General features: G+C 70.5%; 19 protein-coding genes. 10 read left to right on the top strand and 9 right to left on the bottom strand.

Annotated features, from left to right (window positions below):
- Positions 1 to 10: 10 nt before the first annotated feature.
- Genes NON19_RS08545 through NON19_RS08555 form a run of 3 tightly spaced genes read right to left on the bottom strand, consistent with a single transcriptional unit; the run spans position 11 to position 2,794 of the window.
- Positions 11 to 934 carry an ABC transporter ATP-binding protein gene (locus NON19_RS08545; protein ID WP_255926076.1) on the bottom strand — a complete coding sequence of 308 codons (924 nt, stop codon included), beginning with the start codon at positions 932 to 934 and terminating at the stop codon, positions 11 to 13.
- Positions 931 to 1,857 (bottom strand): ABC transporter permease subunit, encoded by a 927-nt coding sequence (locus NON19_RS08550; RefSeq protein WP_255926077.1) that lies wholly within the window; start codon positions 1,855 to 1,857, stop codon positions 931 to 933. Before NON19_RS08550 ends, NON19_RS08545 begins: the two co-directional genes overlap by 4 nt.
- The gene (locus tag NON19_RS08555) at positions 1,847 to 2,794 is read right to left on the bottom strand and encodes an ABC transporter ATP-binding protein (protein WP_255926078.1); all 948 of its coding nucleotides are present in this window, start codon (positions 2,792 to 2,794) and stop codon (positions 1,847 to 1,849) included. Before NON19_RS08555 ends, NON19_RS08550 begins: the two co-directional genes overlap by 11 nt.
- Positions 2,795 to 3,109: 315 nt before the next feature.
- On the opposite strand from NON19_RS08555, the gene NON19_RS08560 reads away from it, so the two are divergent.
- The 4 genes from NON19_RS08560 to NON19_RS08575 are packed head-to-tail and all read left to right on the top strand — an operon-like array spanning position 3,110 to position 7,773.
- Complete coding sequence (locus NON19_RS08560; RefSeq protein WP_255926079.1) at positions 3,110 to 3,967, top strand: M24 family metallopeptidase; 858 nt, start codon at positions 3,110 to 3,112, stop codon at positions 3,965 to 3,967.
- Entirely contained in the window at positions 3,964 to 5,784 is a 1,821-nt protein-coding gene (locus NON19_RS08565; RefSeq protein ID WP_255926080.1) for an SDR family oxidoreductase, read from the top strand. Before NON19_RS08560 ends, NON19_RS08565 begins: the two co-directional genes overlap by 4 nt.
- Positions 5,785 to 5,820: 36 nt before the next feature.
- On the top strand, positions 5,821 to 6,768 hold the full coding sequence (locus NON19_RS08570; protein ID WP_255926081.1) for a metal-dependent hydrolase: 948 nt from the start codon (positions 5,821 to 5,823) through the stop codon (positions 6,766 to 6,768).
- 27 nt (positions 6,769 to 6,795) lie between these two features.
- Positions 6,796 to 7,773 carry a MerR family transcriptional regulator gene (locus NON19_RS08575; RefSeq protein ID WP_372514040.1) on the top strand — a complete coding sequence of 326 codons (978 nt, stop codon included), beginning with the start codon at positions 6,796 to 6,798 and terminating at the stop codon, positions 7,771 to 7,773.
- Between the two features lie 134 nt (positions 7,774 to 7,907).
- Here the strand turns inward: NON19_RS08575 and NON19_RS08580 are convergent, their stop codons facing one another.
- Entirely contained in the window at positions 7,908 to 8,792 is an 885-nt protein-coding gene (locus tag NON19_RS08580; protein ID WP_255926082.1) for an LLM class flavin-dependent oxidoreductase, read from the bottom strand.
- A gap of 175 nt (positions 8,793 to 8,967) precedes the next feature.
- Between NON19_RS08580 and NON19_RS08585 the strand changes: the two genes are divergently transcribed.
- Positions 8,968 to 9,207 carry a DUF1059 domain-containing protein gene (locus NON19_RS08585; protein WP_255926083.1) on the top strand — a complete coding sequence of 80 codons (240 nt, stop codon included), beginning with the start codon at positions 8,968 to 8,970 and terminating at the stop codon, positions 9,205 to 9,207.
- Between the two features lie 108 nt (positions 9,208 to 9,315).
- A complete protein-coding gene (locus tag NON19_RS08590; protein WP_372514041.1) occupies positions 9,316 to 10,224 on the top strand; it encodes a Cof-type HAD-IIB family hydrolase in 909 nt (302 codons plus the stop codon).
- Positions 10,225 to 10,469: 245 nt separating this feature from the next.
- Here the strand turns inward: NON19_RS08590 and NON19_RS08595 are convergent, their stop codons facing one another.
- The 5 genes from NON19_RS08595 to hisC all read right to left on the bottom strand — a co-directional run bounded on the left by NON19_RS08595 (position 10,470) and on the right by hisC (position 19,709).
- Positions 10,470 to 12,080 carry a GAF domain-containing sensor histidine kinase gene (locus NON19_RS08595; RefSeq protein WP_255926084.1) on the bottom strand — a complete coding sequence of 537 codons (1,611 nt, stop codon included), beginning with the start codon at positions 12,078 to 12,080 and terminating at the stop codon, positions 10,470 to 10,472.
- A 103-nt stretch (positions 12,081 to 12,183) separates the two neighbouring features.
- Positions 12,184 to 15,771 (bottom strand): thiol reductant ABC exporter subunit CydD, encoded by a 3,588-nt coding sequence (gene cydD, locus NON19_RS08600; protein WP_255926085.1) that lies wholly within the window; start codon positions 15,769 to 15,771, stop codon positions 12,184 to 12,186.
- 7 nt (positions 15,772 to 15,778) lie between these two features.
- A complete protein-coding gene (gene cydB, locus NON19_RS08605) occupies positions 15,779 to 16,786 on the bottom strand; it encodes a cytochrome d ubiquinol oxidase subunit II (protein WP_255926086.1) in 1,008 nt (335 codons plus the stop codon).
- A 33-nt stretch (positions 16,787 to 16,819) separates the two neighbouring features.
- Complete coding sequence (locus NON19_RS08610; RefSeq protein ID WP_255926087.1) at positions 16,820 to 18,412, bottom strand: cytochrome ubiquinol oxidase subunit I; 1,593 nt, start codon at positions 18,410 to 18,412, stop codon at positions 16,820 to 16,822.
- A gap of 214 nt (positions 18,413 to 18,626) precedes the next feature.
- Positions 18,627 to 19,709 carry a histidinol-phosphate transaminase gene (hisC, locus tag NON19_RS08615; RefSeq protein ID WP_255926088.1) on the bottom strand — a complete coding sequence of 361 codons (1,083 nt, stop codon included), beginning with the start codon at positions 19,707 to 19,709 and terminating at the stop codon, positions 18,627 to 18,629.
- Between the two features lie 386 nt (positions 19,710 to 20,095).
- On the opposite strand from hisC, the gene NON19_RS08620 reads away from it, so the two are divergent.
- The 4 genes from NON19_RS08620 (at position 20,096) to NON19_RS08635 (ending at position 24,650) form a co-directional block, all read left to right on the top strand.
- Entirely contained in the window at positions 20,096 to 21,193 is a 1,098-nt protein-coding gene (locus NON19_RS08620; RefSeq protein ID WP_255926089.1) for a LacI family DNA-binding transcriptional regulator, read from the top strand.
- Positions 21,194 to 21,412: 219 nt separating this feature from the next.
- Positions 21,413 to 22,654 (top strand): metallophosphoesterase, encoded by a 1,242-nt coding sequence (locus tag NON19_RS08625; RefSeq protein ID WP_255926217.1) that lies wholly within the window; start codon positions 21,413 to 21,415, stop codon positions 22,652 to 22,654.
- A gap of 247 nt (positions 22,655 to 22,901) precedes the next feature.
- Positions 22,902 to 23,768, top strand: a complete 867-nt coding sequence (locus tag NON19_RS08630; protein WP_255926090.1) for a hypothetical protein — start codon at positions 22,902 to 22,904, stop codon at positions 23,766 to 23,768.
- 252 nt (positions 23,769 to 24,020) lie between these two features.
- Positions 24,021 to 24,650: a hypothetical protein gene (locus tag NON19_RS08635; RefSeq protein WP_255926091.1), complete on the top strand. Its 630-nt coding sequence runs from the start codon at positions 24,021 to 24,023 to the stop codon at positions 24,648 to 24,650.
- The last annotated feature ends 44 nt before the right edge of the window (positions 24,651 to 24,694 follow it).

The following is a 24,694-nucleotide window of genomic DNA, read 5'->3' on the forward strand; positions in this document are numbered from 1 at the left end:
CGTTCACTCCCTATGCCGCGACCAGGTAGGAGAAGACGCTTTCCAGCGACTCGTCGGAGGGCGACACCTCGTAGAGCCGGATGCCGTGCTCGCGGGCGACACGCGGCAGCAGTTCGGTGAAGCGCGCGAAGTCGACGGCCTGGATGCGCAGCGCGCCGCGCCCCGCCTCTATGCCGAGTTCCAGACCTGTCGTACTGTCGTCGGCGATCAGCGCCGCGGCCAGCGCGCGGTCGTCGCTGGACCGCACCAGGTAGCGGTGCGGGCGGTCGGTCATCAACCTGCGGATCTTGCGGAAGTCACCCGACGCCGCATGCCGCCCGGCGACGATCACCTCGATGTGGTGGGCGAGCTGCTCGACCTCCTCCAGGATGTGCGAGGAGAACAGGACGGTCCGGCCCTCGGCACCCATCTGCCGTAGCAGATCCATCAGTTGGAGCCGCTGACGCGGGTCCATCCCGTTGAACGGCTCGTCGAGCAGTAGCACCGACGGATCGTGGACCAGGGCGGAGGCCATCTTGACCCGCTGCCGCATGCCCTTGCTGTAGGTGTCGATGCGGCGGCCCTGCGCGTACTCCATCTCCACCGTGGCCAGCGCCTTGCGCGCCGCCGCCTCAGGGTTCGGCAGACCGTGCAACTCCGCGTTGGCCAGTACGAATTCGGCTCCGGTGAGGAAGTCGTACATCGACTCGCGCTCGGGCACGATGCCGATGTGCCGGTACGCCCGCTCGTTGCGCCAGATGGTCTGGCCGTCGAGCGTGACGCTGCCCGTGGAGGGCGCCAGGAAGCCGCCCATCATGTTGATCAGGGTGGACTTTCCGGCCCCGTTGGGACCCAGCAGTCCGGTCACGCCGGGCCCGATGGTCATGCTGACGTCGTTGACGGCGACGACGTTGCCGAACCAGCGAGAGACATTGTCGATCGTTACGGTGGTCATCCCAGCCCGACCTTCCGGTAGCGGCGCATCAGTAGCGCGAACGAGCCTGCGATCAGGCCGAGCACGACGATCAGGTAGCAGGCTCCGGCCGCGGCGTTGGGCGGCCCGTAGCCCCCTACGAAGTGCGAGTGCGCGCCCAGCCACCAGGTCTGCAGCCCGTCGATCAACGTGACCGGCGAGAACAGTCCGAGCCAACCGATCGCCGTCTGGGCACCCTGGTGGAAGGCCACGGCCTGCACACTGGTCACCGCTCCGAACGAGATGGTGAACAACGCGATCACCGCCGCCACCCCGAACCCGCGGCGCGGGGTGAGCGCGGCCAGTACCAGCCCTATGCCGCCGAACAGCAGCGACATCAGCGCGGCGGCCAGCAGCCCCTTGCCGAAGCCCGCGGTCTGCGCGGCGAAGTCGAGCTTCGCCAGCAGCGCGCCGAGGTAGAGGATCACCAGCGGCGTGCCGATGAGTATGAACAGGGCCGCGGCCATCGCCCCGAACTTCGCTATGACGTAGTCGATGCGTTCCATGGGACGGGAGAAGTAGAGCGGAACCGTCTTGAACCGCAGGTCACGGGAGACGGACTGGGGCGCCTGGGCGGCGAGGTACAGCCCGATGACCGCCTGGAGGAGGAGCGCGTACTCCGTGTACTCCAGCGGGAGTTTGGTCATGTGGGTGTAGATCGCGACCGCGTCGATGATGCCCGCGGGCAGGCACATCACGGCGAACAGGATCATCGGCAGGACCTTGGACTTCGCTGACCTGCCGAGCCCGTACGCACCGCGCAGGCTCTGGACGAACAGCGAGCGCCGGATGTACGAGCGGTCCAGCCTGACGCCGTCGTAGTGCCGGTAACCAATGTCGTGGATGCGGGAGTTGTCGGCGGGCGTGTTCGCCGCCGTCACTGCTGCTGCGGGCTCAGGCGGCATCTCGGCTGCCTCCTTCCTTTTCCTGCTTGCTCTTGAAGACCTCGGCGATGCGGTGGCGGCGCTGTTCCATACGGACCAGGCCCAAACCGAGCGCGACGACCGCGTCACGGACGGTGTCGTACGTCGACTCGTCGGCTATGTCGACCAGCAGCAGATGACCGTCGGCGCGCGCCGTCAGCCCCGCGGCGGTGAACGCATCCAGCGCGGCGCGGGTGCCGTCGGGATGGCGTTCGGTGTCCGTCACCTCCACCGCCAGCGAGGCGGTGGCCTGTGTGAAGTCCCTTGTGGAAGAGGCACGCAGCAGCTTTCCACCGTCGATGACGACGATCTGGTCACTGGTGCGCTCCAGCTCGCCCAGTAGATGGGAGGTGACCAGGACCGAGATGCCGAAGTCGCTGTGCACCCGGCGGATCAGGCCGAGCATCTCGTCCCGGCCGACCGGGTCGAGACCGTTGGTCGGCTCGTCCAGCAGCACCAGCTTCGGGTCGTGCACCAGCGCCTGCGCCAGCTTCACCCGCTGCTTCATACCCGTGGAGTAGCCGCCGATCGGCCGGTACCGCTCCTCGTACAGACCGACGTGACGCAGAGTGTCAGCGGTGCGTTCGCGCGCGGCCGTCGGCGGGAGCCCGGACATCCGGGCCATGTGCACCACGAACTCGGTGGCCGACACGTCGGGCGGCAGGCAGTCGTGCTCCGGCATATAGCCGACCAGCGACCTGATCCGCGGTCCCTCGGTGGCGACGTCGAGACCGAGCACCGCGGCGGTGCCCTCGGTCGCCGGGGACAGGCCGAGCAGGATTTTGATCAGCGTGGACTTCCCGGCCCCGTTGGCGCCCACCAACCCGGTCACACCCGGCTCGATGCCCACGGTCAGCCGGTCCAAAGCGGTCACCCGCGGGTACCGCTTGGTCAGGCTTTCGGTCTCGATCACAGTCACGCTTCGACGGTAGGGGTAGCTACCGACATCCGTCGTCACTCCCGCGGGTCGGGTTCTCGTAGTCCTCCAGGCTGACCCCCCGTAGGGGACCCGCGACCTGGGGATTACCGGGTATCGGGGTCGGCGGTGCCGCGCGGTTTCCGTCCTGCGGGTGACGGGGTTGTCCACACCGGCCGAGTTCTCCACAGGCCGGTGCGCGACTCTTGACTCAGCCATCGGGTGTTGTCACATTCGTTGATGTCATATTCGCAAGCGCTCGCGCGCGGACGGTGTGGACCGGACCGCGCGGCAGCTGAGGGGGATGGGAGGGCGGCCATGTCAGCGGTGCTTTCCGCGGAGCTGCGCGGCTTCCAGGCGGTGCAGCGGCTCGCGTACGAGTGCGCGGAGGTGGTGGCGGCCCAGCTCAGACCAGGCACGACCGAGCGGGAGGCGGCACGCGCGCTGCGTGCGGAAGCCGACGCGCGCGGCGTACGGGACTGGTTCCATCTGCCGTTCGCGTGGTTCGGAGACCGCACGGCGTTCACCGGGTTCAAGGTGCCGACGCAGTTCTTCCCCACCAACCGCCCGTTGGAGCCGGGCATGCCGTTCATCCTCGATCTCGCCCCAATACACGGCGGGTTCACCGCCGACATCGGCTACTCCGGCAGCCTCGGCCCCAACCCCCTGCAGGACCGGCTGATGACCGATCTGCGCGAGCACCGCGAGCTCATCCTGCGCGAGGTCAGAAAGCGGCGTTCGCTGCGGCAGATATATGAGGACGTCGACCGGCTGATGGTCAGGCAGGGCTACCAGAACCGGCACCGCGCCTACCCGTTCGGGGTGATCGCGCACAAGGTCGACCAGGTCAAGGAGCGCCGCTGGTCACCGCGGGTCGCCGGGTTCGGCACCCAGGGTCTGCGCGGTCTGGTCAAGGACGCGGTGCACGGCCACCGCGAGGGCTGGTCACCGCTGTGGAGCCCGTATCGGATCTCGGATCATCCACCGCACCCGGGTCTGTGGGCGGTTGAGCCGCACCTGGGATTCCGCGGCACCGGCGCGAAGTTCGAGGAGATCCTCGTCGTCACCGACTCGGCCGATCCGGAACAGAGCGCCTTCTGGCTCGATGACGAACTGCCGCATGTGAAGCGGTGGAAGCAAGCAGCGTCACTCACAGACGCGAAGGGGGGAGCATGATGTCCGAGGTTCGCGAGCGCATGGTGCGCTCGGGCGAAGTCGAGCTGTGCGCCGTCGAGTACGGGGACACCGCGCACCCGACCGTCGTCTTGGTGCACGGCTATCCGGACAGCAAGGAAGTGTGGACTCCGGTCGCCGAGCGGCTGGCCGACCGCTTCCATGTGGTGCTGTACGACGTGCGGGGGCACGGCCGGTCATCTGCTCCGGCGCCGCTGCGCGGCGGATTCCGGCTGGAGAGGCTGACCGATGACTTCCTGGCGGTGGCGAACGCGGTCAGCCCGGAGCGCCCGGTCCATCTCGTCGGCCACGACTGGGGTTCGGTACAGGGCTGGGAGTTCGCCACCGTTGGCCGCACGGAGGGCCGGATCGCCTCCTTCACCTCCATCTCCGGTCCGTCCCTGGACCACTTCGGCCACTGGATCAACCAGCGCCTGAAACGCCCCACTCCACGGCGAGCCGCGCAACTCCTCGGCCAGTGCGCCAAGTCGTGGTACGTCTACGCCCTCCATACGCCGCTGCTACCGGAGTTGGCCTGGCGCGGCCCGCTCGGCAGGCAGTGGCCAAAGCTCCTGGCCCGCGCCGAACGGCTTGTACCGGACAGCTACCCCACTCGGTCGCTCCCGGACGACGCGGCTCACGGCGCCTGGCTGTACCGGGACAACGTCCGCGCCCGGCTGCGCAATCCGCGCGACGACGCCTACGCCCATGTGCCGGTGCAGCTGATCACCCCGCTCGACGATCCGTTCCTGTCCCCACGGCTCTACGACGATCTGGAGCGCTGGGCGCCCGATCTACGGCGCAGGACCCTGCCCACCAAGCACTGGGTGCCACGCACCAGGCCGGACCAACTGGCCGAGTGGATCGGCCAGTTCGTCCTGGCTCACCAGCACGCCGATGTCGGCCAACCGCTCGGCACGGCCGCGAACCGCCCGGCTCACAGAGCACGCAGCGGCAGGCCGCCCAGCAGGTCCGCCCGGGTCCAGGCGGCATACGCACAGCGATTCGCCGGACAGCTGGTGCTGGTGACCGGTGCGGGAAGCGGCATAGGCCGCGCCACGTCCTTCGCGTTCGCCGAGGCGGGGGCGCGGGTGATCGCCGTCGACCGGGACGCGCAGGCCGCGAGCAGAACGGCCGAGCTCTCACGGCTGTTGGGCGCCGGGGCCGCGTGGGCGGAGACGGTGGACGTCTCGGACGAGCAGGCGATGGAGAAGCTCGCCGCCCGGACCGCCACCGAACACGGCGTGGTGGACATCCTGGTGAACAACGCCGGGATCGGTATGTCCGGCTCGTTCCTGACCACCTCCACCGACGACTGGCGCAAGGTGCTGGATGTCAACCTGTGGGGCGTCATCCACGGCTGCCGGGCCTTTGCCCAGCAGATGGTGGAACGCGGCCAGGGCGGCCACATCGTCAACACAGCCTCCGCCGCGGCCTACCAGCCCTCCCGCGCGCTGCCCGCGTACAGCACCTCCAAAGCCGCCGTCCTCATGCTCAGCGAGTGCCTGCGCGCCGAGTTGTCCGCACACGGCATCGGGGTGACCGCGATATGCCCCGGCATTGTCAACACCAACATCACCGCCACGGCGCACTTCACCGGCGCCTCGGAGAGCGAGCAGGAACGCCTGCGCGCCAAGTCCTCGCGGCTGTACCGAATACGCAACTACCCGCCGGAGAAAGTCGCCGACGCCGTACTGAACGGCGTCCTGCGCAACGCCGCGGTGGTGCCGGTGACGCCCGAGGCACGCGGCGCCCATCTGCTCGCCCGGCTGTCGCCCAAGGCCCTGCGGGCGATGGCCCGGATCGACCCGCCCCTGTAGGCACCGCACCAGCCACCGTCAGAAGGAAGCACCGCCATGGACACCACGGACCCGGCCCCGAGCCCCACCTCGACAACGCCGTCCGCCGCCACTCACCCCATAAGGCCGCGCCGCGTCTCCTTCGACTGGCAGCGCACCCCACTGCACTGGATACCGGACGAACCCACCGCCACCCATGTCATCAACGTGCTGCACCTGCTGCTCCCGGCCGGAGAGCGCTGGTTCGTCAAGGTCTTCAAGGAGGCGCTGCCGCTGGTCACCGATCCCGAACTACTCAAGGACGTCAAGGGCTTCATGGGCCAGGAGGCCACCCACAGCATCCAACACTCCTACGTACTGGACCACTTGGCGGAGCAGGGACTGGATACCCGTCCCTACACCAAGCACGTGGACTGGATGTTCGACGTCATGCTCGGCGAACGTCCGCCCGGCGGACTGCCGGTCTCAGCACGCGAGTGGCTGCGCTTCCGGCTGTCGCTGATCGCCGCGATAGAGCAGTTCACCGCTGTGCTCGGCGACTGGGTGCTGCGCGCCGAGGGGCTGGAGCGGGCACAGTCGGACGAGGTGATGCTGGATCTGCTGCGCTGGCACGGTGCGGAGGAGGTCGAGCACCGCGCGGTCGCCTTCGACATGTACCAGCACACCGGTGGCAGCGGGCTGCCCCGGTACGCTCGGCGGATCGGGGGCATGGCGTTCACCGCCCCGATACTGGTGTGGCTGTGGGCGTTCGGGGCCGCTTACCTCATACGCCACGACCCTCAGCTTCGCGGCCGACTGCGGTACACGCTGCACGAGCACAACACGGCGGTGCGCAAGGGCCTGCTGCCCTCCTGGCGCGAGCTCGGCGCGGCCATCCCACGCTACCTGCGACGGTCGTACCATCCCTCTCAGGAAGGGTCGCTGCGTGCGGCCGTCGAGTACCTGGCCACGTCCCCGGCGGCCAGGGCGGCGGCGGGCGCGATCGGCCGGGCGGCGGTGTCGTAGCCGAAGCCCCGTAAGGAGCACGAGGAAGTGACGGGAAAGTCGCCGGGCACCACCCCGGAACCACCGACCGGCACGGTCGACGATCCGGCGTACCGCATCGAGGACCTGGCCCACGAGAGCGGCACCACGGTCCGGACCATTCGCGCCTATCTGGACCGAGGCCTGCTGCCCAAGCCCGAGCGACGCGGCCGAGCCAACCTGTACGGGGATGCGCATCTGGCCCGGCTGCGGCAGATCGCCGAACTGCTGGAGCGCGGATACACCCTCGCCAGCATCAAGGAGCTGTTGGAGGCCTGGGACGCCGGTACCGGGCTCGGCGGAGTCCTGGGACTGGTCAGCGAGGTGGATCGGCCGTGGTCCGACGAGCGCCCGGCGCGGATGGGGCGGACCCAGCTCAGCGAGGCGTTCGGCGGCATCGCGGACGATGAGGCCATCGCCGAGGCCGTCGAACTCGGTGTGCTGGAACCGGTGCCGGGCACGGACGACGAGTTCGTGGTGCCCAGCCCGCAGGAGTTGGCGGTCGCCGCCGAACTCCACGCGGTGGGCGTGCCGTTGTCCGCGATCACCGGTCACCTCAGGGAGCTACGCGGCCAGGTCGAGCACATGGCCGAGCGGTTCATGGCGTTCACCACCGAGTACGTGTTCCAGCCCTACCTCGACCACCCGCCGACCGACGCGGAGGCCACCGAGGCCGCCGCGCTGGTGCGTCGGCTGCGCCCGCTCGCCCAGCAGACCGTGGACGCAGAACTCGCCCGCGCGATGCGGCAGTTGGCGATCCAGCTGGTACAGCGCCACCTCGGCCCGCACCACCAGCGGCCGGAACCACGCCAGGCACCGGCAGCACAGGAGCCACCGGCACAGCCGCGGTACAGCACCGTCACCCTGCCCGCGTCCACGGTGCGGTCGGTGCGGGCACTGGTCGGCCCCCGCAACACAGCGGCGTTCATCGCCGCCGCCGCCGAACGCGAGGTCCAGGCCCGCACGATGGACAGGCTGATGCCATAGGCCGGAAACACCCGCAGCCCCACGAGCAACCGCACCGCGAACAACGCACCGGCGAGCAGCACCGGCGCGCCCACCCCAACGCCGGAGCCCGGCGGTGCCGGACAAGCCGCACCCGACCCCAGCAGCGCCGAAGGCTAGAGCTGCGCCAGCCCGTCCGTGGCGATCTTCTCGAAGGTCGCCAGGTCCGCCTCGAAGATCGAATCCGGAATCGGCCAGTGCAGAACGATCTCGGTGATGCCCAGCTCCGCGTACCGGCCCGCGTAGTCGACGAAGGCGTCCACCGAGTCCAGCGGGCGCTCACTCGTGGACCCCTGAAGCAGGATCCGGTCCAGCTCACGCGGATCACGGCCGGTCTCGGCGCAAGCCGCCTGCAGCTTCTCGATCTGCGCCCGCACCACACCCGGGCAGTCCGCCACCGGCACGTCCTTCGGCCCGCGCGGGTCGCCGTACGTCACCCACGCCTGCCCGTACCGGGCGGCGAGCCGCAGACCGCGCGGACCGGTCGCGGCAACCGCGAACGGCAGCCGCGGGCGCTGTACACAACCGGGGATGTTGCGGACCTCATGCGCCGAGTAGAACTGGCCCTCCCGCGACACCACATCGTTGGTCAGCAGCTCGTCGAGCAGCCCGACGAACTCCCCGAAGCGGTCGGCGCGTTCGCGCGGCGACCACGCCTCGTTGCCCAGCGCGGTCGCGTCGAACCCGGTGCCGCCCGCGCCGATCCCGAGCGTCACCCGGCCACCGCTGACATCGTCCAGCGTGATCAGTTCCTTCGCCAGGGTCACCGGGTGCCGGAAGTTCGGCGAGGTTACCAGCGTGCCCAGGCGCATCCGCGATGTCACCCCGGCCGCCGCCGTCAGCGTCGGCACCGCCCCGAACCACGGCAGATCACGGAAGCTGCGCCAGGAAAGGTGGTCGTAGGTGTACGCGGCGTGAAAGCCGAGCTGCTCGGCGCGCCACCACAGCTCGCGCCCCTCAGACCAGCGGTGTACCGGGAGAATCACAGTGCTCAGTCGCATGCCGTCGACTGTAAGCGGCCCGCCGCGCGAACCAAGAAGCCGCCCGAAACGCCCTCCCCGCACGAGCCGACGACAAGTGGGCGACAGATCACCACGTAAGGCGCCCTCTGCTGCGCGAGACGTCCATTTCACACGGGTTTAACCTGAATAGCGAGGTTCGCCCCAGGAGGCCGTGATGACAAGGAAAATCGCCGACTGCAGCAAGTTCCCCAGTGAGTCGCACTGCACGATCGCCATCGCCGGGGAAGAAGAGGAAGTGGTCCGGGTAGCCGTCGAGCACGCGGTCGCCGACCACCACCACAAGGACAGTCCGGAGCTGCGCCAGCAAATCCGCGGGATGCTGGAGGACGAGCGCATCCCCCCCATCCCGAAGTCGGGGCCGCCGCCTCCCGAAGGCGAGATATTCGATCTCTGATCCCGCCGGCGTGCCCCCTGCACGCTGCGAACACAGTGGCCGGTCCCCAGGACCGGCCACCCGCGTCTACCGCCCCTCCCGCGCACCCGCGCACCGCGGTGCGCCACTATGGACCCCGTGACCTCGCTCTCCCGGCCCCCGCACCCTTCCCGGTCCCAGCAGCAGCTCCCGGGTCACCTCAAGGCACCCCGGCTGATCGCCACCGACCTGGACGGCACCCTGCTGCGCGACGACCGCACGGTCTCCGCCCGGACCATCGCGGCGCTGGCCGCCGCGGAGGCGGCGGGCATCGAGGTCTTCTTCGTCACCGGCCGCCCGGCCCGCTGGATGCATGTGGTGGCCACCGCTCCGCTGGACGGCGACCCCGCCCGCCGGTCGTTCCTCACCAACGGCATCGCGATCTGCGCCAACGGCGCCGCCGTCTACGACCTCCACCGCGACCTGCTGCTCGAGGCGTTCCCGCTGGCCGAGCCGGACGCCCGCGCGGTGGTGGCGGCGGTACGGGATGCCGTGCCCGGCACCACCTTCGCGATCGAGCGGACCGGTGGATTCCACTACGAGCCGGAGTACGCCGCTGCCTGGGCGGAGGCCGACTCCCTCGTCGGCCCCATCGAGGAACTGCTGGCCTCCGACGCGGACCAGCCGGTGCTCAAGCTGCTGGCAAGGCACGACTCGGCGGACCCGGATGCGTTCCTGGCAGCGGCACGCGGCGTGGCCGGGCAGCACGCGGAGTTCACCAGGTCCAGCCCCTCGGCGTTGCTGGAGATCAGCGGGGTTGGTGTCAGTAAGGCCAGCACCCTGGCCCGCTGCTGCGCGGAGCGCGGCATCACCGCCGACGAGGTGATCGCCTTCGGCGACATGCCGAACGACCTGGCGATGCTCAGCTGGGCCGGTACGTCGTACGCGGTGGCCAACGCCCACCCCGATGTCCTCGCCGCGACCACCCACCGCACCTCCGCCAACGAGGACGACGGCGTGGCCCACGTCATCGAAGCCATCCTGAGCGACTACGCGTAGCCGAGGGCCCCCGGGGCTCGCCTCCGCGCAGATGCTGGCGCCTGGCCCCCGGAACCGTCCCGCCGCGACGGCAAGCAGACAGCCCCGAACCAGCCGGGTGCCGCCGCAACGGCCAGCAGCCCCCCAACCAGCCCGGCTCCCGCCGAACCCCACCGCGACGCACCGCACCCCACCGCACCGCGCCCCTCTGCAGGCCCCCTCGCACCGCAGGCCCCGTCGCACCCCCCGTGGTTCCGCCGGACCGGCTAAAGCGGCGCCTCCCAGACCACCTGAGCCCCCACACCGTCCGGCCCCTCGCCGTAGCTGCTGGAGCCGCCCAAGGCCTCCGCGCGGCGGGAGAGGTTCCGCAGGCCGCTGCGGCGGCCGCCCTCCGGAATGCCGATCCCGTCATCGACCACCGTCAAGCGCACCCCGCTCCGCCCACTCGGCAGGGTGACCGTCGCATCCACGTGGATGTCGATGCGCGAGGCCCTGGCGTGCCGGAACGCGTTCGACAACGTCTCCCGCAGTGCCGCGATGAGGTTCTTCGCGGTCGTGTCGCTCACCAGGGCGTCCACCGCGCCGGTGAACCGCACCGACGGCGCGAACCCGAGCGGCACCGAGGCCTGCCCAAGCTCGCGCAGCACGCGGGTGCGCAGTCCGGCCGGTGCGTCGGCGGGACCCTGCTGCAGCGCGAAGATCGCGGTGCGCACCTCCTGGATCGTGGCGTCCAGCTCGTCCGCCGCGTCGCCGATGCGTTCCCGCACCTCGGGGACCTCCGCCCGGTGCTGCGCGCTCTCCAGCAGCATCCCGGTGGCGAACAGCCGCTGGACCACCAGGTCGTGCAGGTCCCGCGCGATCCGGTCCCGGTCCTCGAAGACCGCGAGCCGCTCGCGGTCCCGCTGCGCGTCGGCGAGCACCAGCACCACCGCGGCCTGGTGCGCGAACTGTTCGGCCAGCCGCCGCTCCGTGTCCGAGAACGGCCTGTCCCCTCGCCTACGCGGCACCGCCAGCGTGCCGATCACCTGTCCGCCGCTGCTCAGCGGCAGCATCATGCTCGGGCCGAAGAAGCGGGAGACATCAGTGGTCATCCGCGGGTCGGTGGCCGAGTCGTCGACGAACACCGGCTCGCCCGCGAGGAGTTGGGAGACGACCGGGCTGGTGGGCGCGACCACCGTGCCGAGCAGCGGCAGCGGTTCCTCGGTGGAGGCCGCGACGATCTCCATTCCGCGCTCCTGTGTGGGCAGCAGCACCACCCCGGCCACCGAGTCGGCCAGCCGCCGTGCCTGCTCGGCGACCACCTGCAGCGCCTCGTCCGGGTCGCTTCCGCTGACCAGTGCCGTGGTGACGGCGTGGACGCCTTCGATCCACCGGTCGCGCTGCCGCGTCGCCTCGTACAGCCGGGCGTTGCCGATCGCCACGCCCGCCTGGGCGGCGAGTATCCGCGCGGTGTGCAGGTCGGCTTCGGAGAACTGGCCGCCGTCGCGTTTCCCGGTCAGGTAGAGGTCCCCGAGAACCTCCCCGTCCACCCGCACGGGAACGCCCAGGACGGGGCGCGACGCCGGATCGTGCAGCAGCGCGTCCAGCAGCCCCTGGTCTCCGTCCGGCAGCGCACCGACGCGGTCGGCCACGTTCTGGTCGATCTGGTCGATGCCGTGGGTGACGACATCGCGCAGCCCGTCGCCGCCCGGGTCGGCCACCCCGAGCGCGGCACAGCGGGCACCGACCAGTTCGGCGCCGGTCGCGACGATCCGGCGCAGCGTCTCACGGAGATCACGGCCGGAGCCCACGGGGACCACGGCGGACAGCAGCTGAGGAAGCCGGCCCAGCTCGCCCAGCTCGCTCAGCTCCGCGAGGTCATCTGCGCGGTCTGCCATGCAGACGAGGGTAAATGGACCGCTTTGCTATGAGAAGTGGCTAAAGAATACATAAGTTGGCATTCGCTGACGCCAACCAGGCGGCGGAGCGCCGGGCGGCGCATTAACCCACCGGTACGGCCTCGCTGGCCCGCTCACGTTCCAGCAGGCGGCGGAACGGCCCCTCGACGGCGGCCAGCTCCTGGTACGTACCGCGCTGTACCGCCTGGCCGCGATCGAGGACGATGATCTCGTCCACCGCGCCGGATGCCGCGAGCCCGGCGAGCCGATGGGTGATCAGCACGGTGGTACGGCCCTCGGTCGCCCGCAGCAGATCGGCGGTGAGCGCGTCCGCGGTCGGCAGGTCAAGGTGCTCGGCGGGCTCGTCCAGCACCAGGACCGGGAAGTCGGCGAGCAGCGCGCGGGCCAGCGCCAGCCGCTGTCGTTGCCCACCGGACATCCGCGCGCCGTGTTCACCGACGAGGGTGTCCAAACCGTCGGGCAGCGAATCCACCCAGTCGAGTAGGCGCGCGGCGGCGAGTGCGCCGCGCAACTGCGCCTCGTCCGCCGTGGGACGCGCCAGGCGCAGGTTCTCCCGCACCGAACTGTCGAAGACATGGGCGTCCTGTGCGCACAGCCCGATCATGCGGCGCACCTCGTCCCCGTCCAGCGCCGCCGCGTCAACGCCGCCCAGCGTGTAGGTCCCGGCCTCCCGGTCCACGAACCGCAGCAGCGCCTGAGCAAGTGTCGTCTTCCCGGCCCCCGACGGCCCGATGACGGCGATCCGACGCCCGGCGACGAGCTCCAAGTCAAGCCCGTCCAGCGCCAGGCCCGCCTGGCCTGGGTGACGTACCGTCAGTCCCCGTACGGCGAGCGGGAACGGGGACGCGGGCGGAGCGGCTGGCTCCGCCGGTTCGCGCACCGGAACGGGCGCGTCCAGCACCTCATGAACGCGCTCGGCGGCCCTGCGGCTACGGCGCCGATGCAGCGCCGCCAGCGGCATCCCGGCCACCGCCTCGAACGCGGCGAGCGGGGTGAGGACGACAACGGCCAGCTCCACCCCGGCCAGCCGACCGTCGGCCACCGCCCGCACGCCCACGTAGGCGCTGGCCGCGACGGTCACACCGGTGATCAGCGCGGAGAGCCCGGCACCGAGCGCGGTGGCCGACGCCGAGCGGGCGGCGATACGGGTCAGCAGCCGGTCCGCCCGGACGGTCCCGTCCAGCCGGACGGGCAAGGCGCCCGCGACCGTCAACTCGGCGGTGCCGGAGAGCAGGTCCACCACCTGGGTGGACAACTCGCCACGCGCTGGCGCCAGTTTGACCTCGGTACGCCGGGACACCACGGCGGCCAGCGCCGGAACACCGGCTCCGGCGGCGAGCAGACCTCCGGCGAGCACCGCGCCCGCCACCGGCAGCAGCCAGCCGACGAACCCGACGCAGGCCGCGCTGACCACCACCGCGGTGACCGCCGGAAGCAGCCAGCGCAGGAAGTAGTCCTGCAGCGAGTCGACGTCGGCGACCAGCCGGGAGAGCAGGTCGCCGCGCCGGGTGTGGCGCAGTCCGGCGGGCGCCAGCCGCTCCAGCCGCCGGTAGACGGCGGCCCGCAGGTCGGCGAGCGCGCGGAAGACCGCGTCATGGGAGACCAGGCGCTCGGCGTAGCGGAAGACCGCGCGGCCGATGCCGAAGGCGCGGGTCGCGGTGGTGGCCACAAGTAGGTAGAGCACCGGCGGGTGTTGGGAGGCGCGGGATATCAGCCACCCCGAGATGGCCATCAGCCCGATCGCACTGCCCAGCGTGAGGGCTCCCAGGAGCACGGCGAGCGCGAACCGCGCCCGCAGGGGGCGCGCCATCCGCCGCACGCGGGCCAACGCACCGGGCGCGCTTGGAGGATCACCGGTTACGGGGCTCGTTACGGCCGCGGGGCTCGCTACGCCCGTGGGCCCGGCGACGGCGCCCGTCGCAGCGGCGTCCGCTACGGTGACGGCGCCCTCTCCGGGAGCGCCCGCCACCCCGGCGCCCGGCCCCCGCAACTCCACGTCACCGTACGCCCGTTGGTCGCCGTCGCCCACTCGTACCACCCGGTCCGCGACCGCCAGCAACGCCGGACGGTGCACGACCAGAATCACCGTGCGCCCCTCGGCGAGCCGCCGCACCGCGTCCACCACGGCCGCCTCGGTCTCCCCGTCCAAGTTCGCCGTCGGCTCGTCCAGCAGCAGCACCGGACGGTCGGCCAGAAACGCCCGGGCCAGCGCGAGGCGTTGCCGCTGCCCGGCCGACAGGCCCGTGCCGTCCTCGCCGAGCCGAGTGTCAGACCCCCGTGGCAAGCTTTCAGTGAAGTCGAGGGCGTTGGCACTCCGAAGCGCTTCGGTGACCTCCGCGTCGCTCGCTTCAGGGCGCGCCAGCCGGACGTTGTCGGCGATCGATCCGGCGAACAGGTACGGACGTTGCGGAACCCAGGCGATCTGGCTCCGCCAACTGTCGGGACAAAGGGAGGTGAGATCCGTGGAGTTGACGCGAATACGGCCGCACGTTGGCCGTACGAAGCCCAGTAGGGCGCCCAGCAGCGTGGTCTTGCCCGCGCCGGACGGGCCGGTGATCGCCACCGTCTCGCCCGGCCGGATCGTGAAGCTGGTCTCCGGAAGCGAGGGTTCGCCCCGCCCCTGATGGGTCACGGTCAGCCGTTCCACGGTGATCGTGGCGGTCCGGGCATCGGGGGCCACGGCAGTGCCCTCGGCCGGTGCCGGGGTCTCCAGCAGCGCGAACACCTCGTCCGCGGCGGCGAGCCCCTCCGCCGCCGCGTGATACTGGGCGCCGACCTGGCGCAGCGGTAGGTACGCCTCGGGTGCCAGGACGAGCACCAGCAGACCGGTGTAGAGGTCGAGCCCGCCGTCGACCAGCCGGAAGCCGATGCCGACCGCGACCAGTGCCACCGAGATTGTGGAGAGCAGTTCCAGTGCGAAGGAGGAGAGGAACGCTATGCGCAGTGTCTTGAGCGTCGCCCGCCGGTAGTCGTCGGTGATCTTTCGGATCGAGGCCGCCTGGGCCTTGGCCCGGCCGAAGACCTTCAACGTGGGCAGCCCGCAGACCACGTCGAGAAAGTGACCCGACAGCCGGGACAGCAGCCGCCACTGCCGCTTCATCCGCACGTCGGTGTACCAGCCGATCAGGGCCATGAACATCGGGATCAGCGGCAGGGTCACCACGATCACCAGCGCCGACTCCCAGTCGGCGGTGGCGATCCTGGCCAGTACGGCGGCCGGTACCACGACGGCCAGGCCGAGTTGGGGAAGGTAGCGCGCGAAGTAGTCGTCCAGCGCGTCGACTCCGCGCAATGCGAGGGTGCTGAGTTCACCGATGCGCTGCGGCCCGCCGCGTCCCGGGTCGGGCGGCGTGGGGCCGAGCCGGGTGGCGTGGGCGAGCAGTCGGCGGCGCAGTTCGGATTTGACGGAGGCGCTGGTGCGGTGGGCGGCGAGTTCGGTGAGCCAGCCCACGGTGGCGCGACCGATGGCGACGGCGATCAGGAGGGTTATGGCAGAGGTGAGTTGGGATGTTCCGTAGTGGTGCTGGAAGGCGCCGACCACGATCTCGGCGATGAGCATCGCCTGGGCGACGACCAGTCCCGCCCCGGCGAGCCCGAGTGCCACCGTCGCGGCGAGGAAGACGCGGGTGGTGCTGGCGCACCGGAGCAGGCGCGGGTCGACAGGTCGCACGGTGGCCTCAGTGGGTGATCGGGTCGGGTATGTGCTGGGTTCCGATGCGCTTGCGGAAGACCCAGTAGGTCCACGCCTGGTAGCCGAGCACGAGCGGCGTCATGATGCCCGCGACCCACGTCATGATCTTCAACGTGTATGGGCTGGACGACGCGTTGGAGACGGTCAGGCTCCATGCCGGGTTGGTGGTGGACGGCATCACGTTCGGGAACAGCGCCAGGAACAACATGGCCACCACGGCCGCGATGGTCACTCCGGACAGCGCGAACGACCAGCCCTCCCGGCCGAGCCGATTGCAGGCCAGCGCAATGGCCAGCGCCACCACGGCGACCAGCAGCGCGGCCAGGCTGCGCGCGTTGCCGCTGTGCGCCTGCGTCCAGACCAGGAAGGCCGACGCGGCGGCCGCGGCCACCAGGCCGAGGACCCCGGCCATCGCGCGCGCCCTGGTCCGAACCTCGCCGAGCGTCTTCAGCGCCGCGAACACCGCACCGTGGAAGGTGAACAGCGTCAGCGTCACCACTCCGCCGAGCAGCGCATAGGGGCTCAGCAGGTCCAGCACCGTGCCGGTGAAGTCCTTGTCCGCGTTGATCGGCACGCCTCGCACGATGTTGGCGAACGCCACGCCCCACAGGAAGGCGGGCAGCAAGGAGGTGAAGAAGATCGCGTGTTCCCAGTTGCGCTTCCAGCGTGCGTCATCGCGCTTGGCGCGGTACTCGAAGGCGACACCGCGCACGATCAGGCAGACCAGGATGATCAGCAGCGGTAGGTAGAAGCCGCTGAACAGCGTGGCGTACCAGTCGGGGAAGGCCGCGAAGGTGGCACCGCCCGCGGTGAGCAGCCAGACCTCGTTGCCGTCCCAGACCGGGCCGATCGTGTTGATCAGCACCCGGCGCTCCTTCTCGTCCCGCGCCAGCAGCTTGGTGAGCACACCGATGCCGAAGTCGAAGCCCTCCAGGAAGAAGTAGCCGGTCCACAAAACGGCGATCAGCACGAACCAGACGTCGTGAAGGTGCATGGTCGTTCTCTCCCGATCTCTGCCGTACGCCGGTCAGTAGGCGAAGGCCATGGGCTTGTCGGACTCGGCGTGCTCGCCGCTGTCCGACTCGGTGCCGGTGCCGCCCGACGAGCCGCGCAGCCGTGGGTCGTTGGCCGGTGGCAGTTCGTCGGTGACCGGTCCGGCCTTGGCGTAGCGGACCATCAGCCGCACCTCGATGACCGCGAGGATCGCGTACAGCAGTGTGAAGGCGGACACCGAGACGATGACCTCGGTCTGGCTGACGCCGGGGGAGACCGCGTTGCGGGTCTTCATCAGCCCGTAGACCACCCATGGCTGCCGGCCCATCTCGGTGAAGACCCAGCCGAAGGAGTTGGCGATCAGTGGGAAGCCCATGGTCAGGATGCCGATGCGCCAGGACCACCTGGTGAGGAGGGTGCTCATCTCCCGCCTGGGCGTGAGCATCAGCCGCGGCACGTCGTCCTCGCCGGTGCGGAACTCCGGTGCCAGCCAGCGCTTCCCGCGGGTGGTCCACAGTCCGATCAGTCCGGCGACGAAGGAGGTCATCCCGAACCCGATCATCAACCGGAAGCCCCAGAAGGTGACGAAGATGTTGGGGATGTAGTCCTCCGGCTTGCCGCCGTACCGGGCCGCCTCCTGCTTGGCGACATCGTTGATCCCGGGGACGGCCTCGTGGAAGTTGCTGTGCGCCAGGAAGGACAGGACGCCGGGGACGGACAGTTCCACGGTGTTGTGGCCCTTGTTGACATCACCGACCGCGAACACCGAGAAGGGCGCGGGCGCCTGGGTGTCCCAGAGCGCTTCGGCCGCCGCCATCTTCATCGGCTGCTGCTCGAACATCACCTTGCCCAGGGTGTCGCCGCTGACGGCGGTGCCGAGTCCGGCGATCACCGCGAGCACCAGACCGGTACGCAGCGAACTGCGCATCGCGCCGATCTTCTTGCGGTCCTTGTCGGTGGCGGTCCCGCCCGCGTTCTGCCGCCGCTTGGCCTTCCACAGGTGGTACGAGGCGATGCCCACGACGAACGCGGCGCCGGTGAGGAAGGAGGCGGTGAGCGTGTGGAAGGCCTGGACGAGCGTGGTGTTCTGGGTGAGCACGGTCCAGATGCTGGTGAGTTGGGCGCGTCCGGTGTGCGGGCTGATCCGGTAGCCGTTGGGGTGCTGCATCCAGGAGTTGGCGGCCAGGATGAAGTACGCCGACAGCAGGGTGCCGATCGACACGATCCAGATGCACGCGCAGTGCAGCTTCTTGGGCAGCTTGTCCCAGCCGAATATCCACAGTCCGATGAAGGTGGACTCGAAGAAGAAGGCGATCAGCGCTTCCATCGCCAGCGGGGCGCCGAAGACATCACCGACGAACCGCGAGTAGTCCGACCAGTTCATGCCGAACTGGAACTCCTGCACGATGCCGGTGACCACGCCCATCGCGATGTTGATGAGGAAGAGCTTTCCCCAGAACTTGGTGGCGTGGAAGTACTTCAGCTTTCCGGTCCGCACCCACGCCGTCTCGAACCCGGCGGTGATCGCGGAGAGGCTGATGGTGAGCGGGACGAAGAGGAAGTGGTAGACGGTCGTGATGCCGAACTGCCACCGGGCCAGTGTCTCCGGGGCGAGAGCCAGGTCCACGTCGCGTCTCCTTACCTTGGCGCGCGGGTGAGCTTGTGAACGCGTTCACATTCACAAGCAATTATTACCCAGGCCAGTTCTCGCTCTTGACAGGGGGTGGGGTGACCCTCTTCACACGGCTTCGGTGTTTGGTGGAGCGCCCGCCGCAAAGGGACGGAAACGCGGGCGGGGGCGCGCCCACCACGGCACGCCCCCGCACGATTTCCTTGGCGGGCTACAGCTCCTTGCGGAACTCCGCGGCCGCCCGCAGAAACAGGTCGTTGGCCTCCCGCTCCCCGATCGTCGCCCGGACGCCCTCGCCCGCGAACGGCCGCACCACCACCCCCGCGCGCTCACACGCCGCGGCGAAGTCCAGCGTGCGCTCGCCCAGCCGCAGCCAGACGAAGTTCGCCTGGGACTCCGGCACCGTCCAACCCTGCTCGGTCAGCGCCTGGGAGACCCGGGTGCGCTCGCCGACCAGCGCCTCCACCCGCTCCAGCAGCGCCTCCTCAGAGCGCAGCGACGCCACCGCCGCGTCCTGCGCGAGCTGGCTCACCCCGAACGGCACCGCGGTCTGCCGCAGCGCCGCCGCCACCGGCTCGTGCGCGACGGCGAAGCCGACCCGCAGCCCGGCCAGCCCGTACGCCTTGGAGAAGGTGCGCAGCACACAGACGTTGGGCCGGTCCCGGTACAGCTCGGTGCCGTCCGGCACCTGGGGGTCGCGGATGAACTCCCGGTACGCCTCGTCCAGCACCACCAGCACGTCGGACGGCACCCGGTCCAAGAACCGCTCCAGTTCGGCGCGGCGCACCACGGTGCCGGTCGGGTTGTTGGGGTTGCACACGAAGATCAGCCGGGTGCGGTCGGTGATCGCGGCGGCCATCGCGTCGAGGTCGTGCACCTCGCCCTCGGTCAGCGGCACCGGTATCGAGGTGGCGCCGGAGATCTGGGTGATGATCGGGTACGCCTCGAACGACCGCCAGGCGTAGATCACCTCGTCGCCCGGCTCGGAGGTGGCCTGCAGCAGCTGCTGGGCCACGCCCACCGAGCCGGTGCCGGTCGCGATGTGCGTCTCCGGTACGTCGAAGCGCTTGGCCAGCTCGGCGGTGAGCCCGGCGCACGCCATATCCGGGTAGCGGTTGAAGGAGCGCGCGGCGTTGGTCACCGACTCCATCACACCAGGCAGCGGGGGGTAGGGGTTCTCGTTGGAGGACAGCTTGTAGGCGGGCACGCCGGTCCCGGAGACCGCGGGCTTGCCCGGCTTGTAGGCAGGGATGCCACGCAAGGCGGCACGGAGCCTGGGTTGTGCTTCTGTCACCGTAAGGTCCTCCTCGACCATCCCGGGGTACGGGGCGACCGATGGCGGCCGCCCGTACTGCCACGCCGTACTCAGCGGCTGCTCACACCCGCTGCACACACCCTAAGAGGGGCGCGTGTCGAGCGGGAGAGGTGATTTGCCCCGGGCGTACGCCGGTGGCGTGCGCCCTGGCGCGCATCACTCGTACAGGTGAGGTGGAAGGTCTCCGAAAACTGGACCACACAGCGAGTCAAGCGGACCGTACAGCCAACCAGAGAGTCCAAATCCCTTGTTCTGCCTGGCATTTCAAGGGAACACCCGCCCCACGCATATGCAGAAACGTCACTGCATCCCGGCGTTCGCCAACCCCCGCCACCGGACCACCCGAGCCCTACTATCGGCCTGCCATGACAGCAGCAGGTAACCACCAGGCGAGCCGGTCCGGGCGCCGGCTGGAGCGAGCGGGGATCCGGGACGTGGCAGCCGCGGCCGGGGTCTCGATCACCACTGTCTCCGACGCACTCAACGGCAAAGGCCGTCTGCCCGACGCTACCCGTCGACACGTCCGCGAGGTCGCGAACCGGCTGGGCTATCGCCCATCTGCCGCAGCGCGAACCCTGCGCACGGGTAGATCGGGGCTGATCGGCTTGACGGTCACCACATATGGGGAAGAACCTTTCACCTTTACCGAGTTCGCCTACTTCGCCGAGATGGCCCGTGCCGCGACCTCCGCCGCCCTGGCCCGCGGTTACGCCCTGGTGATCCTGCCGGCGTCCTCCCGCCACGACGTGTGGAGCAACGTGGCGCTGGACGGCACGGTGGTCATCGACCCCTCCGACCACGATCCGGTGGTGGCCGACCTGGTCCGCCAGGGCATCCCGGTGGTCAGCGACGGTCGCCCGGCGGGAAATCTGCCGGTGCACGCCTGGGTGGACAACGATCACGAACAGGCGGTGCTCGGCATCCTCGACCACCTCGCGGACTCCGGCGCCCGCCGCATCGGCCTGCTCACCGGCACCAGCACGGACACCTACACCCGGCTGTCGACCACCGCCTACCTCAACTGGTGCGAGCGCGTGGGCCAGGAGCCGGTGTACGAGGCGTACCCGGCGCACGACCCCTGCGCGGGCGCGGTCGCCGCCGACCGGCTGCTGGCCAGGCCCGACCGACCCGACGCGGTCTACGGCCTGTTCGACCCGAACGGCACCGACCTGCTGGCCGCGGCCAGGCGGTACGGGCTGCGCGTCCCGGAGGACCTGCTGCTGGTCTGTTGCAGCGAACGCGCGGCCTACGCCACCACCGAGCCGCCGATCAGCACGCTCTCCCTCAAGCCCGGCCGGATCGGCACCGCGGTCGTCCAACTGCTGATCGACGCGATCGAGGGAGTGGGCGCCGGTCGTCCGGTCGCGCAGGTGATGCCGACCGATCTGATCGTGCGGGCCTCCTCGCAGCGGCGCTCCACCCGAACCACAGTGAGCCCACCGCGCTCCCCGGAGAACGATTGAACGGAATCCGGCGGTCCAACGATCGTCTTCAGGGTGTATTGACGACAGCCGGCGGAAGTTTCACGGAGATTGTCCGCTCCGCCCCAATTGGCAGGCGGCAGGTGCGTCGCAACCCGAGAGCGGCGTTCCTATGATGGGCGGATGACACCGGAGGACGCGTCGGCGCAGGCCGCGCAGGGCGCGGCGGCGGTGCACGGCGGCGCGAAGGTGGAGGGGTCGATGACTCAGGGGGCCGGTCAGGAACCCGTAACGCGCGGGGCGAGTGCGTCGGGGAGCTGGCGCCCGGCCGAGCCTGTCGTGCCGCCGGGCATGGAGGTATCGCCCGCGGTGGCGGTTCCGAACGGCCCGACCGTGTTCGAGGAGGCGACCGCCTTGCCGGTGATCGCCGCGGTCCCGCCCGCATCCGGCTTCCCCACGGCCCCGTCCGCCGTGACCGGCCAGGGCCTTCCGCCCGCGCCACCGCTGACGCCGGGCCTCCCCGGCGCCCCGGTCGCGCCCGGCTTCCCGCCCGCGGGGGCGGCGGTGCCCGCGCCGCCCGTGGTCGAGTACACGCCGACCGCCCATGACCTTCCCGTGGTGCGGCGTGCCGAGTACACCCCGACCGTCCAGCTCGAGGCCGTGGCCGAACCGGACGAGGCACCGCCGGGTCCGCTGTACGTCGTCGGTGATGTGCACGGCTACCTCGACGAGTTGCGCGCCGCGCTGCACGCCGAGGGCCTCATCGACGCCGAAGGCCACTGGTCGGCGGGCCGCGCCCGGCTGTGGTTCCTCGGCGACTTCACCGACCGCGGCCCTGACGGCATCGGCGTCATCGACCTGGTGATGCAGTTGTCCGCCGAGGCCGCCGCCGCGGGCGGCTACGCGAAGGCGTTGATGGGCAACCACGAACTGCTGCTGATCGGCGCCAAGAAGTTCGACGACACCCCCGTCAACTCCACCGCCGGAACCGCCTCCTTCCTCGCCGCCTGGCGGCTCAACGGCGGTCAGCCCAGTGACATGGAGCGCCTCCAGGACCACCATGTCGCCTGGATGTCCCGGCTGGACGCGGTGGCACTGGAGGACGACCATCTGCTGCTGCACTCGGACACCACCGCGTACCTGGAGTACGGCACGACCATCGACGCGGTCAACGACGCGGTGACCGGTGTGCTGCAGCGCGCCGACGCGGACGAGTGCTGGGAGCTGTTCCGCAAGTTCACCAAGCGGTTCGCCTTCCGCGGCGACACGGGCACCACGGCGGCGCGCGAACTCCTCGACGCCTACGGCGGACAGCGCGTCGTCCACGGCCACAGCCCCATCCCCTACCTGACGGGCGAGGTGGGCAGCGAGGACGGCGGCGAGGCCAGCGCGCCCGCGGTGTCCGGGCCGCACGTCTACGCGGACGACCTCGCGGTCGCGATGGACGGCGGAGTGACGATGGAGGGGAAGCTACTTGTGGCCCAACTCCCGCTCACCGTATAGGTTTTGGCCCACTCGCCGCAGAGCGCCCTGGTAACGGGCGATCCACGCGAGACGGACGACGGCGTCCCGATCCGGAAGGACCGTAAGTACCCGCCTGAGCAGCCGAATTCGGTAAACACTCTGTCACCGTGTCAGTGCCGCGCTCTACCATCGGTTTATCCGTCATACGCTCGCCTTCCGCTTTCGACCAGCCGCCCCGGCACCGGACCGGGACGTGGCAGGTGGGAGGGGAACGGAGCATCGGGGGATGTACATGAACAGCGCTCCGCACCTGCTGACCGAAGACCGCCCGGACTTCGAGCGGGTCCTCGACGAGGCACTGCGAGCGGTGGCGGACGCACCCGCCGCCAACGGCACCCGGCTCAGCTCCGCGCAGCTGCGCACCATGGCGCTCAGTGCCGCCGCCGCGATCTCGGCGTGCGCCGCCGCCGAGTACGACCACTACCTGCGGGTGCGCCAGGCGCGGCGCGCCGCCGCTCCCGAGCCGTCGCGCGCTGACAACGGGCACGCCACGGCGGGCGGCGGCGCGGGAGATACCTCGGGGGGCGCGGGACTGTTCGCGATCGTGGCGGTGCTGACCCCGATCCTGGCCGGTACCGCCGCGCTGATCTTCCTGCTGGTGGGCTACGTACTGGAGGCGATGGACCCGGAGCCCGCGATAGCGGCGCCGCTGCGCACGGCGGGCTGGCTGTTCCTGGCGGTCGCCGGGGCCGGGGTGCTGGCGGGCATGGTCGGCTTGGTGCTGACCGCGCTGCGGGACGGCTCATCGGCGATCCGGGCGACCGGGAACGATGACCCGGCCGAGGTGATGGCGGCCAAGGACGCCTGGCTCACGGCGCTCCTGGAGCGCGGCATGCTGCCGTTCCTGCGCGAGGCCCAGGAGAGCAGCGGACGCGCCAACTCCGCTGCCGGGCTGCCCGGTTCACGCGCCGAGGACACGTCCACGGACGACCGGCCCCATATGCCGCACGGTCTGGGGTACTCGCGCCCCGGCTTCTCCAGCCCGGGCGGCGAGGAGCCGGAGTCCGGGGCGCCACGGTTCAACAGCCCGCGGTACTCCAGCCCGGACTTCGGCAGCCCCGACTTCGGCGAGTCGGACGCCGGGCGCGGCTGAGCGGTTGGCGCGCGGCGGCACCGACATGCCAGCGCCGCCGGACGTGGCCCAGCCCTGCCCGCCTGACCTGCGCGAACTCCGCAGATGGGTGGTTAATCGGCCTATCGCACCGGGCGTTGGGGGGCATCGGGTGCACCGCGAACTAGCTTCGGTGTGCGTCAGGGCTTCCCCCACCCCGCACACCTGCCTAGTCCGCCTGCCCTTCTGCACGGCTCACGGACGGGCCGGTCTTCCGTTCCCAGGAGTGAGCAGATGGTTCCGCAGTCAAAGCTCAACAGGGCACTTGTCGCCGTCGCCGCCAGCGCGATCCTCACCGCGGGCGCCGCCGTCCCCGCGCTCGCCGACGTACGCCCGGCCTCCGTCTCCAGCCCCACCGACGACCCGCACCACCACGACGGCCGCCACGACCGCGACCGCGACCACGACCGCGACCACGACCACGACCGCGACCGCGACCGCGACCGCGACAACGGAGGGGATCACGGGCGCGACCAGCATGGGCGTGACCACCGTGGCGACGGTGACCGCGACCACGGCCGCTACCCCAGAGGCGACCACAGAGGCGAAGGCGGGTACGGCCACGGTCGCGACGCCCACGGGCGGCACGACGACCACCGCCTGCACAGCGGGCGCCACCACAGCTACCGGGGCCGGGTCATCGCCCGGCGCGGTCTCAACGTCCGCCAGCGCCCGACCACGCACAGCCGCGTCCTCGGCTGGCACGCCAACGGCTCGATCCTGAGCATCCGTTGCGCGGTCAGGGGCGAGTCCATCTACGGCAACCAGCGCTGGTACCTGCTGACCGACGGCACGTGGTCGTCCGCCCACTACGTCCGCACCCTCGGCCGCACCGTGCGCTGGTGCGCCTACCGCCACCGCTGACGTCCACGTGACCTCCGCTCCGACAGGGTTTCCGGACGCGCCAT

Source organism: Streptantibioticus rubrisoli, assembly GCF_024436055.1.
Lineage (GTDB): Bacteria > Actinomycetota > Actinomycetes > Streptomycetales > Streptomycetaceae > Streptantibioticus_A > Streptantibioticus_A rubrisoli.

Bases quoted from the DNA above. Each gene is read 5' to 3' on its own strand.
- NON19_RS08595 (WP_255926084.1), bottom strand. From the start codon at position 12,080: ATGGCAGACCGCGCAGATGACCTCGCGGAGCTGAGCGAGCTGGGCGAG.
- NON19_RS08570 (WP_255926081.1), top strand. From the start codon at position 5,821: ATGGACACCACGGACCCGGCCCCGAGCCCCACCTCGACAACGCCGTCC.
- NON19_RS08620 (WP_255926089.1), top strand. From the start codon at position 20,096: ATGACAGCAGCAGGTAACCACCAGGCGAGCCGGTCCGGGCGCCGGCTG.
- NON19_RS08580 (WP_255926082.1), bottom strand. From the start codon at position 8,792: ATGCGACTGAGCACTGTGATTCTCCCGGTACACCGCTGGTCTGAGGGG.
- cydB (WP_255926086.1), bottom strand. From the start codon at position 16,786: ATGCACCTTCACGACGTCTGGTTCGTGCTGATCGCCGTTTTGTGGACC.
- NON19_RS08565 (WP_255926080.1), top strand. From the start codon at position 3,964: ATGATGTCCGAGGTTCGCGAGCGCATGGTGCGCTCGGGCGAAGTCGAG.
- NON19_RS08545 (WP_255926076.1), bottom strand. From the start codon at position 934: ATGACCACCGTAACGATCGACAATGTCTCTCGCTGGTTCGGCAACGTC.
- NON19_RS08560 (WP_255926079.1), top strand. From the start codon at position 3,110: ATGTCAGCGGTGCTTTCCGCGGAGCTGCGCGGCTTCCAGGCGGTGCAG.
- NON19_RS08630 (WP_255926090.1), top strand. From the start codon at position 22,902: ATGTACATGAACAGCGCTCCGCACCTGCTGACCGAAGACCGCCCGGAC.
- NON19_RS08625 (WP_255926217.1), top strand. From the start codon at position 21,413: ATGACTCAGGGGGCCGGTCAGGAACCCGTAACGCGCGGGGCGAGTGCG.
- NON19_RS08635 (WP_255926091.1), top strand. From the start codon at position 24,021: ATGGTTCCGCAGTCAAAGCTCAACAGGGCACTTGTCGCCGTCGCCGCC.
- NON19_RS08585 (WP_255926083.1), top strand. From the start codon at position 8,968: ATGACAAGGAAAATCGCCGACTGCAGCAAGTTCCCCAGTGAGTCGCAC.
- NON19_RS08590 (WP_372514041.1), top strand. From the start codon at position 9,316: ATGGACCCCGTGACCTCGCTCTCCCGGCCCCCGCACCCTTCCCGGTCC.
- NON19_RS08550 (WP_255926077.1), bottom strand. From the start codon at position 1,857: ATGCCGCCTGAGCCCGCAGCAGCAGTGACGGCGGCGAACACGCCCGCC.